This is a genomic window from Salinibacterium sp. ZJ450 (assembly GCF_011751885.2).
Taxonomy (GTDB): domain Bacteria; phylum Actinomycetota; class Actinomycetes; order Actinomycetales; family Microbacteriaceae; genus Ruicaihuangia.
In genome coordinates, this window is sequence record NZ_CP061771.1 from 1,473,089 (window position 1) to 1,487,617 (window position 14,529).

The 14,529-nt window shown below is 67.8% G+C and carries 15 protein-coding genes; 9 read left to right on the forward strand and 6 right to left on the reverse strand.

What is annotated here, in order from left to right; translation table 11 throughout:
* Positions 1-43 precede the first annotated feature (43 nt).
* Positions 44-844, forward strand: a complete 801-nt coding sequence (locus tag HCT51_RS06995; protein WP_166872959.1) for an ABC transporter permease — start codon at positions 44-46, stop codon at positions 842-844.
* A gap of 12 nt (positions 845-856) precedes the next feature.
* On the opposite strand, the gene HCT51_RS07000 is transcribed toward HCT51_RS06995, so the two are convergent.
* Positions 857-1,909 (reverse strand): ATP-dependent DNA ligase, encoded by a 1,053-nt coding sequence (locus HCT51_RS07000; protein ID WP_166872549.1) that lies wholly within the window; start codon positions 1,907-1,909, stop codon positions 857-859.
* A gap of 134 nt (positions 1,910-2,043) precedes the next feature.
* Here HCT51_RS07000 and HCT51_RS07005 point away from each other — a divergent pair, with 134 nt between their 5' ends.
* Positions 2,044-2,226 carry a hypothetical protein gene (locus HCT51_RS07005; protein WP_166872546.1) on the forward strand — a complete coding sequence of 61 codons (183 nt, stop codon included), beginning with the start codon at positions 2,044-2,046 and terminating at the stop codon, positions 2,224-2,226.
* Between the two features lie 127 nt (positions 2,227-2,353).
* Here HCT51_RS07005 and HCT51_RS07010 read toward each other — a convergent pair whose 3' ends face one another.
* Positions 2,354-3,457, reverse strand: a complete 1,104-nt coding sequence (locus HCT51_RS07010) for an NAD(P)-binding domain-containing protein (RefSeq protein WP_224760761.1) — start codon at positions 3,455-3,457, stop codon at positions 2,354-2,356.
* A 586-nt stretch (positions 3,458-4,043) separates the two neighbouring features.
* Between HCT51_RS07010 and HCT51_RS07015 the strand changes: the two genes are divergently transcribed.
* On the forward strand, positions 4,044-4,937 hold the full coding sequence (locus HCT51_RS07015) for a coiled-coil domain-containing protein (RefSeq protein ID WP_166872540.1): 894 nt from the start codon (positions 4,044-4,046) through the stop codon (positions 4,935-4,937).
* A gap of 42 nt (positions 4,938-4,979) precedes the next feature.
* Here HCT51_RS07015 and HCT51_RS07020 read toward each other — a convergent pair whose 3' ends face one another.
* On the reverse strand, positions 4,980-5,273 hold the full coding sequence (locus HCT51_RS07020) for a DUF503 domain-containing protein (RefSeq protein ID WP_166872537.1): 294 nt from the start codon (positions 5,271-5,273) through the stop codon (positions 4,980-4,982).
* 130 nt (positions 5,274-5,403) lie between these two features.
* Between HCT51_RS07020 and HCT51_RS07025 the strand changes: the two genes are divergently transcribed.
* Positions 5,404-6,459 (forward strand): zinc-dependent alcohol dehydrogenase family protein, encoded by a 1,056-nt coding sequence (locus tag HCT51_RS07025; protein ID WP_166872534.1) that lies wholly within the window; start codon positions 5,404-5,406, stop codon positions 6,457-6,459.
* Positions 6,460-6,489: 30 nt separating this feature from the next.
* Here the strand turns inward: HCT51_RS07025 and HCT51_RS07030 are convergent, their stop codons facing one another.
* Positions 6,490-7,650: an alpha/beta hydrolase gene (locus HCT51_RS07030; protein ID WP_166872531.1), complete on the reverse strand. Its 1,161-nt coding sequence runs from the start codon at positions 7,648-7,650 to the stop codon at positions 6,490-6,492.
* 153 nt (positions 7,651-7,803) lie between these two features.
* On the opposite strand from HCT51_RS07030, the gene HCT51_RS07035 reads away from it, so the two are divergent.
* A complete protein-coding gene (locus tag HCT51_RS07035; RefSeq protein ID WP_166872528.1) occupies positions 7,804-8,559 on the forward strand; it encodes an endonuclease/exonuclease/phosphatase family protein in 756 nt (251 codons plus the stop codon).
* A gap of 11 nt (positions 8,560-8,570) precedes the next feature.
* Here HCT51_RS07035 and HCT51_RS07040 read toward each other — a convergent pair whose 3' ends face one another.
* Positions 8,571-10,139, reverse strand: coding sequence for a sugar transferase (locus HCT51_RS07040; RefSeq protein WP_224760720.1), 1,569 nt, complete (start codon positions 10,137-10,139; stop codon positions 8,571-8,573).
* Between the two features lie 412 nt (positions 10,140-10,551).
* Here HCT51_RS07040 and HCT51_RS07045 point away from each other — a divergent pair, with 412 nt between their 5' ends.
* On the forward strand, positions 10,552-11,397 hold the full coding sequence (locus HCT51_RS07045) for a DNA-3-methyladenine glycosylase family protein (protein WP_166872525.1): 846 nt from the start codon (positions 10,552-10,554) through the stop codon (positions 11,395-11,397).
* A 69-nt stretch (positions 11,398-11,466) separates the two neighbouring features.
* Here HCT51_RS07045 and HCT51_RS07050 read toward each other — a convergent pair whose 3' ends face one another.
* Complete coding sequence (locus tag HCT51_RS07050) at positions 11,467-11,670, reverse strand: cold-shock protein (RefSeq protein WP_166872522.1); 204 nt, start codon at positions 11,668-11,670, stop codon at positions 11,467-11,469.
* A 378-nt stretch (positions 11,671-12,048) separates the two neighbouring features.
* Between HCT51_RS07050 and HCT51_RS07055 the strand changes: the two genes are divergently transcribed.
* The 3 genes from HCT51_RS07055 (at position 12,049) to ftsR (ending at position 14,516) form a co-directional block, all read left to right on the forward strand.
* Positions 12,049-13,143, forward strand: a complete 1,095-nt coding sequence (locus HCT51_RS07055) for a fatty acid desaturase family protein (RefSeq protein WP_370626954.1) — start codon at positions 12,049-12,051, stop codon at positions 13,141-13,143.
* A 192-nt stretch (positions 13,144-13,335) separates the two neighbouring features.
* A complete protein-coding gene (locus tag HCT51_RS07060; RefSeq protein WP_166872519.1) occupies positions 13,336-13,812 on the forward strand; it encodes an FHA domain-containing protein in 477 nt (158 codons plus the stop codon).
* On the forward strand, positions 13,812-14,516 hold the full coding sequence (gene ftsR, locus HCT51_RS07065) for a transcriptional regulator FtsR (protein WP_166872516.1): 705 nt from the start codon (positions 13,812-13,814) through the stop codon (positions 14,514-14,516). Before HCT51_RS07060 ends, ftsR begins: the two co-directional genes overlap by 1 nt.
* The last annotated feature ends 13 nt before the right edge of the window (positions 14,517-14,529 follow it).

Here is a 14,529-nt window from a genome sequence, read left to right on the forward strand (position 1 = left end):
GACCGTGGCCCGTCGCACGCGGCCGGCCGCCGGGTGGGCGCTGATGGCCTCAGAGGTGTCGGTGTTGTATCGGCGCTGGCGCACGTGGGCAATGCTCGCCGCGCTCGCCGCGGTTCCGATCCTGATCGCGGTCGCTGTGCGGCTGACCACCGGCACCCCGGCCGCCGGGCGTGGGCCGGCGTTTCTGGACCGGATCACGCAGAACGGCCTGTTCGTGGCGATCACCGGGCTGATCGTCTCGATCCCGCTGTTCCTGCCGTTGACGGTCGGGGTGGTGGCCGGCGACACCATCGCCGGTGAAGCCAGCCAGGGCACCCTGCGCTACCTGCTGGTCGCTCCCGCCGGACGGCTGCGGCTGCTGGTGGTGAAGTACGTGGCGTCTGCGGTGTTCTGCGTCACCGCCACTCTCGCCGTGGCGATCGCCGGGGTGCTGAGCGGGATGGCGCTGTTCCCGATCGGCCCGGTCACGCTGCTCTCCGGTGACACCATCGAGATCGGCGAATCCCTGGTCAGGGTGCTTCTCGTCGCCGGCTACGTCACCGTGTCGCTGCTCGGCCTGTCGGCGATCGGCCTGTTCATCTCGACGCTGACCGATGTGCCGGTCGGGGCGATGGCCGCCACGATCGTGCTGTCGGTGGTGTCGCAGGTGCTCGACTCGATCCCGCAACTGGAGTGGCTGCATCCGTGGCTATTCAGCCACTACTGGCTCGGATTCGCCGACCTACTTCGGCAGCCGATCTCCTGGCAGTCGTTCGGCGACAATGCCCTGCTGCAGCTGGGCTACTTCGTGCTGTTCGGTGCGCTCGCGTACGGCCGGTTCACCACGAAAGACGTGCTCTCCTAACCGGTGCGGCGCTCAGACCAGCACCGCGCTCAGGTCGTACGCGATCGGACGCTCCAGCTGCTCGAAGGTACAGGAGCGCGGGTCACGGTCGGGCCGCCAGCGCTCGAACTGCGCGGTGTGCCGAAACCGCATGCCCTCCATCTGGTCGTAGCGCACCTCAAGCACCCGGCTCGGCTCGAGCCGCACGAATGAGACATCCTTGGCCGAGGAGAAACGGCTGCGCTCGGTCGCGCCGGTGACCATGTCGCCGGCGTCGTCGCGCAGCACCAGCGGCGCCAGCTCGTCGATGAGCTCCAGCCGCCGCTTGTCGCTAAACGCCGATGCGCCGCCGACGTTGCGCAGCACCCCACCGTCGTCGTAGAGCCCCAGCAGCAGTGACCCGACGCCGCGACCGCTGGTGTGCACGCGGTAGCCGAGCAACACGACATCCGCAGTGCGATGGTGTTTGGTCTTCAACATCACGCGTTTGCCGGGGGAGTACGCGGCGGCCAGCGGCTTGGCCACCACCCCGTCGAGGCCTGCCCCCTCGAACTCAACCAGCCACTGCCGCGCCAGCTCGACATCGCGGGTGACCTGGGACAGATAGACCGGGTGGGTGAGGCCGGCCGCCAGCCGTTCGAGTGCTGCTCGGCGTTCGGCGAACGGCACCGCGAGGTAGCTCTGGTCCGCCAGGGCGAGCAGGTCGAACGCCACGAACATCGCCGGAGTCTCATCGGCGAGTTTCTGCACCCGGCTGTCGGCGGGGTGAATGCGCTGCGAGAGCGCTTCCCAGTCGAGCTTCTCCCGCCCCGGTTGCCCGGCGCGCACCACGATCTCGCCGTCGAGCACGCACGGTCCGGGAAGCTGGCTGGCGAACGCCGCGACCAGCTCGGGAAAGTACCGGGTGAGCATCTTGGAGCCGCGGCTGCCGATCTCCACGTTCTCGCCATCGAAATAGACGATGCCGCGAAAGCCGTCCCACTTCGGTTCGTAACTGAGGCCGCCGTCGATGCTGTCCTGCTCTGGCACGGCGGCGACCGCTTTTGCGAGCATGGGGGCGACCGGGGATGCTGCCGAAACGTCCATGCGTCGATTCTGGGGCAGACAGGGGTGCGCGCGACAGTGTTGGCACGACACTGCCCGCCCGACACCGCCTGTGCCAGTTCGGCCACGCCGGTCTCAATCGATGCCATGTCGGAGGGGCGACGTACTCTGCCCACATGGAGATCAGGAACTGCCCGGACTGCGGCGAAGACACCATCAACACCGGCCTGGCGTTCTGGCCGGGCATCGACGAGCCCGTTGCCATCATCGGGTGCACCGATGACGCGTGCGGCTGGGTCGGCGTCGACGAGGAGCTGCCGGCCACCGTGTCGAGCGTGCGCGCGCACTCCGCCGCGTAGCCCCAGGCCTGCCGCGTAGCCGCCAGGCCCGCTGTCAGACGCGGGGCCGCCAGGCCAAGACTGTCAGCCCCAGGACCGTCAGCCCCCGGACCGTCAGCCCCGGACCGCCAGCCGGCACGCCGCGGGGTCAGCCGAGCAGCCGAACAATCTCGGTGACCGCGGCGCGACCGGCCCGGTTGGCGCCGATGGTCGAGGAAGACGGCCCGTACCCGATCAGATGCACCCGCGGCTCGGCGGCGACCCGGGTGCCGTCCATCACGATGCCGCCGCCGGGCGCCCGCAGGTGCAGCGGCGCCAAGTGGTCGAGCGCCGCCCGGAAGCCGGTGGCCCAGAGGATCACATCGGCAGGCTGGAACCCGCCATCCGACATCCGCACGCCGTCTGGCTCGATGGCGGTGAACATCGGATGCCGCTGCAGAACACCGCGGGCGGCGGCGGCCCGCAACGCCGGTGTCCAGAGCAGGCCGGTGACCGAGACGACACTCTGCGGTGGCAGCCCCTGCCGTACCCGCTCCTCGACCAGCGCGACCGCGTCGTGTCCAGCCTGCTTGTCGAACTCGGAATCGCGCCACTCCGGCTCCCGGCGGGTGAACCACCCGGTCGTGGTGACCTGGGAGATCTCGTCGAGCAACTGCACCGCGGAAATCCCGCCGCCCACCACGAGCACATGCTGCCCGACGAACTCGTTAGCCGATACGTAGTCCGCCACGTGCAGCTGCCGGCCGGTGAAGGCGAACTGCCCGGGATAGATCGGCCAGAACGGCTTGGTCCAGGTGCCGGTGGCATTGATCACCGCACGGGTCGACCAGGTGCCACCGGATGTCTCCACCCTCAGTAGCCCGTCGGGATCGTCGTCGCGGCGAACGGCGGATACCTTCACCGGCCGTTCGATCGCCAGTTCCAGCTGCTGCTCGTAATTGCCGAAGTACCGGGTCAAGAACTCGGAACTGGGCTCGTTCGGGTCGGCCTCCGCCTGCGGGATGCCGGGCAGGTCATTGATGCCGTTGACGGTGCCCATCCTGAGACTCTGCCAGCGGTGCTGCCAGGCGCCGCCGGGCCCCGTCTCGGCGTCGAGCACGATGTAACTGCCGGGAGCGTCGGCGGGAATTGCCGGGTCGGCAGGCGTGAAGCCGTCGGCAGGCCTGAAGCCGCGGCGCCGCAGATGGTACGCCGCCGACAGACCGGCCTGGCCCGCCCCGATCACCACCACGTCCGCGCTGCGTACCGGGATGCTGCTGGTCGGGAGGTCAGTGCTGGGGGACGCTGTGCTGGGGGAGGCGGTGCTGGTGGCAGGGTCGGTGCTGATGGTCACACCCTGCTGTAACGTCGAACAGGGGCGGCAACTTCCCCCGAGGGGCGGTGAAGGGTCGCGCTCGCCAATCCCCGTCGATGGATTCGCCGCGGCATCCGTCACTCTGCCCTGAATTGCGCCGTCAGGCATTCTCGTGCGCCGGTGCCGCCGCCGGGCAGACGGTGAGGTCTGGCATTCGGCCCTTCGCGCGCCAGGTTAAGAACCAAAACGCAGACCTCAGCGTGCGCGGGCCGTCACAAGGTGAGCAGGATGCTGGCGAAGGTGAGCGTCCGGTCGCGGCGCTCGTCGTCGCCGGGTGAAGTCTGTTCTTTGGTCCTTCGCGAGCCAGGTTTAGGGCCGAATGCCAGACCTCACCACGCCAGACCTCACCATGCCAGACCTCACCACGCCGGAGCGGCACCACGCCGGAACGAAGGATCTCCGGAGACGGCACCCCGATCGGCCTAGCTAGGCTGAGCCTGTACGGCCGCGCGTCGGTACGGCCGGTTTCGACGGTCGGAGGAGCATGCCACTCGACGCGATCGCCGCAGAGCTGTACGGGCTCACCCCCGACCAGTTCACCGCCGCCCGGGGGCAGCAGGTGGCCGAGGCCCGCGCGCACGGCGACAAGACGCTTGCCGCCGAGATCCAGCGTCTGCGCAAACCGTCGACGGCGGCGTGGCTGGTCAACATGCTGGTTCGCCACCGCGCGGATGACGTGGCGGCGATCCTTCGGCTGGGGGAGTCGCTGCACAGGGCGCAGGAGCAACTCGACGCACCGACGATGCGCGAACTGACCACACAGCGTCAGGCCCAGCTGAGGTCGGTGAGTCGGCAGGCGAGCGAACTCGCCGAACAACTCGGCAGCCGGGCAAGCGCCGCCGTGCTCGACGACGTGACCCAGACCTTGCAGACGGCGACGGTGGACGCCACCGCGGCCGCCGCCGTGCGCACCGGCCTGCTGATCACCGCACTGTCCTCGCCGCTGCAGCCGACCGATCTCGCCGGGGCGGTGGCGATTCCCGGAGCGGTCGACCTGTCTGGCCTGCGCCAACCGCAGGACGACGACGCGCCGGTCCGCGCCGGCCGGAAGACCGACCGCGACCGCGCCGCCCACCGCGCCCCCAACCGGGCGGCCGACCGGCGAAAGCGGGTGGAGGCGCAGCAGCGGGCGGATGCCGCGACCGAACGTGCCGCCGAGGCACAGCAGCAGCTCGACGAGGCGGTCCGGCTGCTCGGCGAGCTCGGCTCGCGGCGGGAGCCGCTCGAGCAGGAGCTCAGCGACATCCGTGATGCAATCGCCGACCTGGATCGCCGCCAGGGCTCCGCCGAGCGCGACCGGGCGGCCGCTGAACGCCGGGCGGGCGACGCGAAACGGCGCGAGGAGCAAGCCAGGAAGGCACTTGACCGACTGGGATGACCGCAAGGTGTCGCCGCCAGGCGTGACCGCCAAGCGTCACGGTTAGTCCTCCGAGGTCAGCATCCGCCGGTGGGCCGAGAGCAGCTCCAGCTCTGGCCGGCCGGCCACGAATCGTTCGATCGAGTCGAGCAGCTCCACCAGATGCGCGGCATCCGCCGACGCCGCGGCCACACCGACCCCACCGCGACGGTGCAGGTCGAGGTGGTCAACCTCGGCGGCAGAAACCTGGAACCGCTGCCGCAGCTCGGTGACCAGCGGCCGAATGATCGCGCGCTTCTCCTTCAGCGAGCGCACGTCGCCGAGCAGCACGTCGAATTCGATCCAGCCGATCCACATACTGATCAGGGTGCCACTCGCACCCCGGCATCCGCACCCCGGCATCCGCACCCCGTCGTCTGCCCCTTCCCAAGCGGGAACGCCGAACCTACCCTCGGCAGCAGGGATTCAGCCGAGCAGAGGAGACACCGTGAAGGCACTCGTGTACAAGGGACCGGGCGAGAAGGCGTGGGAAGACGTGCCCGACCCGGTCATCCAGCAGCCGACCGACGTGATCGTGAAAATCGACACCACCACCATCTGCGGAACCGACCTGCACATCCTGAAGGGCGACGTTCCCGCGGTCACTCCCGGCAGGATCCTTGGCCATGAGGGCGTCGGCACCATCACCGAGGTGGGCTCCGCGGTGACAAGCCTGAAAGTCGGCGATCAGGTCATCCTGGCCTGCATCTCGTCCTGCGGGCACTGCGACTACTGCAAGCAGGGCATGGCCTCGCACTGTCTGGGCGAGGAAGGGGCATCCGGCATCGGCTGGATCTTCGGGCACCTGATCGACGGCACCCAGGCCGAGTACGTACGCGTGCCGTACGCCGAGACCTCGGTCTACCCGCTGCCGGCCGGAGTCAGCACCCAGCATGGCGCGCTGCTCTCCGACATCCTGCCCACCGGCCATGAGATCGGCGTGGTCTATGGGCAGGTGAAAGCCGGCGACGTGGTTGCGGTGATCGGCACCGGACCGGTGGGGCTCGCCGCGATCGCCACTGCCGGGCTGTACGGGGCATCCCGCATCATCGCGATCGACATCGACGCCAACCGTACCGAGCAGGCGAAAGCGTTCGGCGCCACGGATGCCGTGGTCTCCAGCGCAGCCGATTGGAAAGACCAGGTGCTGGCCCTGACCGATGGGCTGGGGGTGGATGTCGCGATCGAAGCAGTCGGCATCCCGCAGACCTTCACGATGTGCCTCGACATCACCCGCCCGGGCGGCCACGTCGCCAACGTGGGCGTGCACGGCAAGCCGGTGGAGTTGCCGCTGCAGAACCTCTGGATCTCGAACATCACGATCAGCATGGGCCTGGTGAACACCAACACGCTGGGCACACTGCTGAAGCTGGTGGCACAGAACAAGATCGCCGCCGACCCGTTCATCAGTCACACGTTCGCGTTGCAGGACATCCTCGAGGCGTACGACGTCTTCGGCCGCGCGGCCGAGACCAAGGCGCTCAAGGTGATGATCAACGCCTGATGATCAACGACTGACCGACCGGCGCCGCGGTCAGTCGTGCAGCGAGCGCAGGATCTCGACCACGTCGCGGTGCCAGCGCCGCGCGGCTGGCAGCACGGCGGTGAAGATCGCGGTGTCATGCGTCACGCCCAGGTACTGCACGGCGCTCGCGTCGATGTCGGCCCGCCGCAGCGCGGCAGTGTACGCTGCCCCGTCGCCGCGCAGCGGGTCGTACTCTGCGGTGAGGATGTAGGCCGGCGGCAGGTCGGCGTGTGATTCGGCGAGCAGCGGTGAGGCCCACGGTTCCAGCGCCTGCTCGCGCCTGGCCAGGTAGGTGCGCGCCACCGACCGCATTTCGCGCATCGCCAGCACCGAGGGGATACGCATGGCGCGGGTCGGCCTGAGGTCGATGTGCCGACCGGTGAGGTCGACCACCGGCACCTCGAGCAGTTGCAACCGGATCGGGAGCCTGGACCGTTCCCGGTTCATCAGGGTCACCGCCGCGGCAATGTTGCCACCGGCCGAGACTCCGGCGATGGCGACGCGGCCGGGATCGATGCCGAGGGCCTCGGCCGACTCGAACAACCAGGTCAGGGCGGCATGGCCCTGGTAAACCTGCGTCGGATAGCGATGCTCCGGCGCCAGCGCGTAGTCCACGGCCGCGATCGCCACTCCCGACTCCGCGGCACGCCGACGGAACGCGGCATCCGTGGTCGGAAAATCGATGCCGCCCATCCGGAAGGCTCCGCCGAAGAAGGCGAGGCACACCGGCACGATGCCAGCGGTCGCCGAGTCTGGGTAGTAGATCCGCACGCGCACGGCGGGGTATCCGGACACGGCAACCTGGTGCTCCTGGGTGCGCAGCTCGGGGCCGGGGATGCCCACCGTGGCGAGCTCTTTCCTGTCCCAGGCGAGCGCCGCCTTCCGCTTGCGGGCCCTCGCCTGCCGCTGGCTGGTGGCCGGGGCGGCAGGTGGCGTGGGCTCCACCGTCTTGAGCCCGCCCGACGCGGAGCGAATCACCTCGACGCCGGAAACCTGTGCCACGGCGGGGGTGCTTCGCGCGGCCGCGCGTCCATTCCGCCGGCGGGGCAGCCGTCGGAACGCCTCGGGATTGGGCCAGCGCAGGAGCGACTTCACCCTGTCGATGGCCTGACCCAACAGGTATCTGCGGTGCGTATTGAGTCGGTCGGAGAAGATCGGATCCAGTGGCACGGCAACCTCCCGACGGGCATGCGGATATCGGCATCCTAAGCGCCAGCGCGCCCCGCCGGAACTGTGCGGTCGAACCGTTCGACCGCGGCCGATCAACGAACTGACATCGGACGTGTGCAGAACTCGCAGCGAGAAAACGTAGGCTGACTTTTTATGAGGGTGATCAGTTACAACTTGCGTAAGCACCGAGCGGTCGGCGAACTCGTCGCACTCGTCCAGCGGCACGACCCCGACATGCTCTGCCTGCAGGAGTGCGACACGCTCGAGCTTCCCGCTGAGGTGGGCCCTCTGCACCTGGCCGACTCCACCAAGCGCAACCGGCTCGGGCTGGCGCTGTATTACCGCCGCGACCGGTTCACCGCCGTCAAGACGCAGGCGTTCGAGCTGAAGAAATCGCTGCACGACCGGGTGCTCACCCCGGCGCACGAGCGGCTGCTCGGCACCAGGCTTCTCGACACCGAAGCGGACCGCGAACTGATCGTCGCGTCGTTCCACGCCGCGCCGCTGACGGCACTGAACTCGCTGCGCCGCAACCAAATCCGCGCCGCGCTGCGGCAGTTGCACGCGCTCGCACCGGGCGTGCCGACCCTGATGGTGGGGGACTACAACTATCCCTGGTTCACCGAACGGCTCGGCGCCCGCATGAAGGTGTTCGGGTATGACCTCACCCTGAGCGACAGCACCACGTACACCCGGTACAAGTATTTCCGCGGTCACTTCGACCTCGCGACATCCACTGGTCTGGTGATCGACAACATCGTCACCCTGCCGCGCGGGATCTCAGACCACATGCCGATTCTCGTCACGGCGGACTACGGCGAGGGGGAGGCGGCGCGCTTCAACCGCGGCGCCGCGGTTGAAGCCAACAAGGTTGAGGTCGACGCGTCGGTGCAGGACTTCACGATCTAGCAGGCGCGATGTCAGTACGCGCCGACCGGATGCATGAGCACTCTAGCCGTACGCCAGAGGATCACCAGGTCGCCCATCAGCGACCAGTTCTCCACGTAGTACAGGTCGAGGCGCACGCTCTCCTCCCAGCTCAGGTTGGATCGACCGTTCACCTGCCACATGCCGGTGAGTCCAGGCTTGATGAACAACCGCCGGTGCACGTGCCGTTCGTATGCCTCGACCTCCCGCGGGAGCGGCGGGCGCGGACCGACCAGGCTCATGTCACCGACCAGCACGTTCCACAACTGCGGCAACTCGTCGAGCGAGTACCGGCGCAGCACCCTGCCGAGTCGGGTGACGCGGGGGTCGTGCTCCATCTTGAACAGCAGCCCGGCGCCCTCGTTCTGCTCCAGCAGCAGCGCCAGGTCGGCCTCCGCCGTTTGCACCATCGAGCGGAACTTCAGCATCTGGAAGGTGCGCCCGTCACGTCCGACGCGCTCCTGCCGGAACAGGGCGGGGCCGGGGCTGTCACGCACCACCAGAACCGCGATCAGCGCGAGAAGTGGCAGCAGCATGAATAGGGCGCCGGCGGCCATCACGCTGTCGAAGCCGCGCTTCAGCACGTGCCGGGCGCCCTCGTAGTTCGGCAGCTCCACGTGCATCAACGGCAAACCCTCGACCGGGCGGAAGTGGATGCGCGGGCCCGCGACATCCGTCAGCCGAGACGCCAGAACCAGTTCGGCGTTCGTGCGTTCCAGCTCCCAGGCTAGGTTGCGGACGAAGTCGTGGCCACCGCGAGGGTCACCGGCGACGATCACGAAGTCGGCCTGCAGGGCGGCGGTGGCGTCCGCCACATCACCAAGATCCGCCACCACCGGCACCTCACGCCCTTCCACCCGCACCGGCCCGTCGGATCCGTTGCTGAGGGCAACTCCGATCACGTGGTAGGCGGCCCCAGACTTGCGTTCGATCTGTTGCACCACGTACTCCACGTCCGAGCGGCGACCGAGAACGATGGCCTGAGACAGGTAGTGCCCGTAGCGGCGCTGTTTCGTCAGCCAGTTGCGCCATGCCCAGCGGCTCGCGAGCAATCCGAGAACGCCCACGGGCGCGGCGGTGAAGAAGAAGCCGCGCGGCACACTCAGGTCGGCCACCAGGGTGAGCACCGCGACAACACCGAACGCCAAGCCGGTTGCGGCGACGACGCGGTGGTACTCGGTGGGGCCGACGCCCACGACCCGCCACTCCCTGCTGCGCAGGGCGCCCATCGCGCCGAACCAGACGAGCGCGATCAGGCCGGTGATCAGCCACCAGCGTGAGGCGCCCGCCGCGGTGTCGGGGATCGCGGGCCCCATCAGCACGGTGAAGGCGAGCGTCGTGGTCAGGATCACGGCGACGTCGGTTGCCAGCAGTTTCGAGCGGTACCGGCGGGCCCAGACGCCCGAGCCCAGGCTGGGGCCATCCGGGCTGACACTGTGAGCGCTGGCAGTGCTGGCCCGGTGAGCGCTGGCAGTGCCGGCGCGGCGAGCGGAGGCGGTGGAGCGTCCGACGGGGCCAAAACCCACACCGCCCGCGTGAGCGGGCTGATCAACGCCGGTCATCGGCCAAGCCTGTGTGTGGAGCGAGCGGGTGTTCGGGGCGTGCGGGTAGAGAGGGCTGTCACGGTAAAGCACCTGCATTTCGGGTTTACAGGTTGACGCGCATGGCTGCGCCGGGGGTAAGCGGCTGCCGGGTGGGTTGCCCGGCTGATCGGGTAGCGGGTGATGACTTGGGGGCCGAGACGGTGCCAGCATCGCGGCAACAGTCGGGTGTGTCCTGGGTGGGACCTGTCTCCGCGATACTGGCACCCTTTCGGGGTACGCTGTGGACTCTACAGGCGGCTGTGCGTTCGCTGTGCCCCCAGTCTGGGGGGTATTTGGTCGAACTACGGCGTGTCGGTTATTGGCGACTAGCCAGAACTGCTAGTCGAGCGAATGTCGATTAAACTCGGCATGGAAACGGCGGGACGCAGGGATGACCAGCATCCGACTCGAGATCACCGGCAGTTACGAACGGATGCCGCTGCTCGCCACACTGGCCGCGCACGCGGTTCCCGGGCTCGAGGTTACCGACCGGCAGACGCTGTCCCACACCCGGGTGATCGCAACATCCGCCGGTCCGACCCTCGTCACGGTGCGCTTCCGCGACGATCACCTGCTGCTCGAGCTCGACCGACCGCCGGCGCCGGAGCTTCTGCCGCGCGTCCGCCGCTGGTTCGACCTGGATACCGACCCGTCGTCGGTGTCCGCGGCGCTGGGAGCAGACCCGGTGATCGGCCCGCTCGTGCTGGCGCGTCCGGGGCTTCGCATTCTCGGATCCATCGACGGCTTCGAAACGGCGCTGCTGACTGTGCTGGGCCAGCAGGTCTCGCTCGCCGCCGCGCGCACGTTCGGGGCGCGCCTGGTGCGGCGGTACGGCGTCGAGGCCGTCGCCGGCTATCACTCGTTCCCGGTGGCCGCGACCGTCGCGGCGGCGCCGGTGGCGGAACTGCAGCGGGTGATCGGGCTGCCGGCCAGTCGGGCGCGCACCATCCACGCAGTGGCAGCGGCCTGCGCCGACGGCCTCGCGATCGATCCGTCCGGCGATCACGCCGAGATCCGCCGCCGACTGCTCGAGTTGCCCGGCATCGGCCCGTGGACGGTGGACTACCTGGCCTTCCGTGCGCTCGGCGACCGCGACGCGTTCCCGGCCGACGATCTCGTACTGAAGCGGGCGCTCGGCGTGGGCAGCGCCGCCCAGGGCCAGGCGATGGCCGAGGCGTGGCGGCCGTTACGCGCCTACGCCGTGCAGCACCTGTGGAGCGTCGCCGCATACGCGTGAAGCCCCGGCGATAAACGCCGGGGCTTCACGGTGATCACGCCTCGAAAGGCGAAAGTCGTCTAGGAGAGACTAGATAACGCGGATGTTCTCGGCCTGCAGGCCCTTGGGGCCGCGGGCGACCTCGAACTCGACGCGCTGGTTCTCTTCGAGGGTGCGGTAACCGCCGGAGGAGATAGCCGAGAAGTGCGCGAACACGTCGGGGCTGCCGTCCTCAGGAGCGATGAATCCGAAACCCTTTTCGGCGTTGAACCATTTCACGATGCCAGTGGCCATGTTGTTTATTCTTTCGTTCTGAAGTGGTAATCGAACTCGACTGTCGAATTCGATCGTCGCGGTGTGCTTTGTGCGCTCTTCAGAAAAGCCCTGCTTCTCATAAAACACTGTTCAACATCACCGGCCCTCCGGGGAGGGTGTCCCAGCGCACACGACGTGCGCGAGAGACTGCGGTTCAGCAAGGCTAGCTCATCGGGGGCTCGAGTGGGGGGTATTACGGAAAGATTTCTCTCGTCTCGCCGCAAGTTGCCAGCTACGGGGAGTCGCGGGCGTGGATTCATGGCTAAACGTCAGCATGTGTCGATACTCTGGACTCATCTACGGAGCACTCGCTCACGATCGCGGCTGGGAAGTCGAACCCAACCGAAGGGTCAGTTTTTGACCTCCACAACCCTCGGCCCAATCCGGACGACAACACCGCGCATCGAAGGCCAGCAGAACATGGTGAGCACCTTCTCGTCTCTGCTCAGCACCGTGCGTGAAGGCGGACTCTTGCGGCGCAGCCGCATCTTCTACATCAGCATGTTCGCGGTTCTCACCCTTGCCTTGCTCGGCTGCGTCACCGGCTTCATCCTGCTCGGCGATTCCTGGTTCCAGTTGCTCATCGCCGGCGCCCTGGGCCTCGTCTTCACGCAGTTCGCATTCCTCGCGCACGAAGCGGCCCACCGTCAGGTCTTTGAGAGCGGGCCGGCCAACGACCGCGCGGGCCGCTTCATTGCGTCCGCCATCGTGGGCACCAGCTACCAGTGGTGGATGACCAAGCACACCAGGCACCACGCGAACCCGAACACCATCGGCAAAGACGGCGACATCGCGTTCGACACGATCTCCTTCCTCGAAGAGGATGCGGCGAAGCAGAAGGGCTTCATGCGGGCGCTGACTCGCGTGCAGGGCTACATGTTCTTCCCGCTCCTGACCCTGGAGGGGCTGAACCTGCACTACACCTCGATTCGGTCGCTGCTTCGCCGCGGCAAGGTCGATGGGCGCAAGCGGGAGCTCACGATGATCGCAATTCGTCTCGGCGGGTACCTGACCGCCGTCTTCCTGGTGCTGCCGCTCGGCATGGCGTTCGCGTTCGTCGGGGTGCAGATGGCCGTCTTCGGCATCTACATGGGTGCGTCGTTCGCGCCGAACCACAAGGGCATGCCGATCATCGCGGCCGGCACCAAGGTCGACTTCCTGCGCCGTCAGGTGCTCACCTCGCGCAACATCAAGGGCGGCTTCTGGATGAGCACTCTGATGGGCGGCCTGAACTACCAGGTCGAACACCACCTGTTCCCGAGCATGGCCAGGCCGCACCTGCGTCGCGCCCAGGAGATCGTGCGTGAGCATTGCGCAAGCCAGCAGATCCCGTACACCGAGACCACCCTGCTGCGCTCGTACGCGATTGTCATCGACTACTTGAACCGCGTGGGGCTCGCCGCTCGCGACCCGTTTGACTGCCCGGCAGCACAGCAGTTCGGGCGCGGCTGATCACACACCGTGAACCTTCGGCTCAGACGTTGTTGTGGAGCACTCATTTCGTCTAGGCTTGGCGTTCGCGGCTTGGGGGGAATTGCCCGCGCAATTACTGGCGACAAGCATTCACGATCGGCCCGCTGAATCGGAATCGGCAGGTCACCTGCCACCCTCATCCGATACTCTGGAACATCAAGGAGGTTCACGATGGTCGATGCCACGCACTCGGGCCAGCCCGACGAGAACATCCCGCCCGAAAACGAGACCACGCGCACGTTTGGCCACGATTTCGGAGCCCAGCTGGCTGGGCTCGAAGCGGGAGTGTCACTCGACGAGCAGGAAGCGATCAACGCGCTTCCTTCCGGCTCCGCACTGCTGGTCGTTCGTCGTGGCCCGAACACAGGCGCACGCTTCCTGCTCGATTCCGACGTCACCACCGCCGGTCGTCACCCTGACGCGGACATCTTCCTCGACGACGTGACCGTGTCACGTCGGCACGCGGAGTTCCTGCGTCACGGCACCGGTTTCGAGGTGCGTGACCTGGGATCGCTCAACGGAACCTACTACGACGGCGAACGGATCGAGACCGCCACGCTGACGGATGGCGCAGAGGTTCAGGTGGGCAAGTTCCGCCTGACGTTCTACGCCTCCCGCGTTGACCTCGCCAACCTGGCCCGACGCTAGTGCCTCGCGCCGCGACTGCTGCTGCGCGCACCGCATCCCCGCCAGCCCTGCTCAGCATCGGACAGGTGCTGGCGCGGCTCAACCCCGAGTTCCCTGACCTCACGCCCTCCAAGCTTCGGTTTCTTGAGGAGCGTCAGCTGATCTCACCGGCTCGCACCGAGTCGGGGTACCGCAAGTTCTCGGTCGACGACGTGGAACGGCTGAGGCTGATCCTGTCGATGCAGCGCGACCACTACCTGCCGCTGAAGGTCATCCGCACTCACCTCGATGACCTCGACGCGGGACGCACGCCCAACCTGCCGGCCGGAACAACGGTCGCCCGGCCGTCGATGCTCTCCGCCGAGCGCCGCTACACCCGCGACGAACTGGTACGCGAGGCCGGCGCCAACGCCATGCTGCTCGGCGACGCGGTCACCGCATCGCTGATCGTGCCCTCAGACCTGTACGGGGAAGACGCCCTCGCCGTGCTGCGCTCCCTGGTGGAGCTGCAGCGCACCGGCATCGAGCCCCGCCACCTGCGCGGATTCCGCGCGGCCGCCGAGCGCGAGCTCGGGCTCATCGAAAGTGCCCTGATCCCCGTTGCCCGACGCAAAGACGCGTCGAGCCGCGCCAAAGCGGCGGAACTCGCCCGCGAAATCGCCGGCCAGCTTGAGATTGTTCGCAGCAGTCTGATCAGGTCGGCACTCACGAAACTGCAGAGTTAGACAAACCGAATTC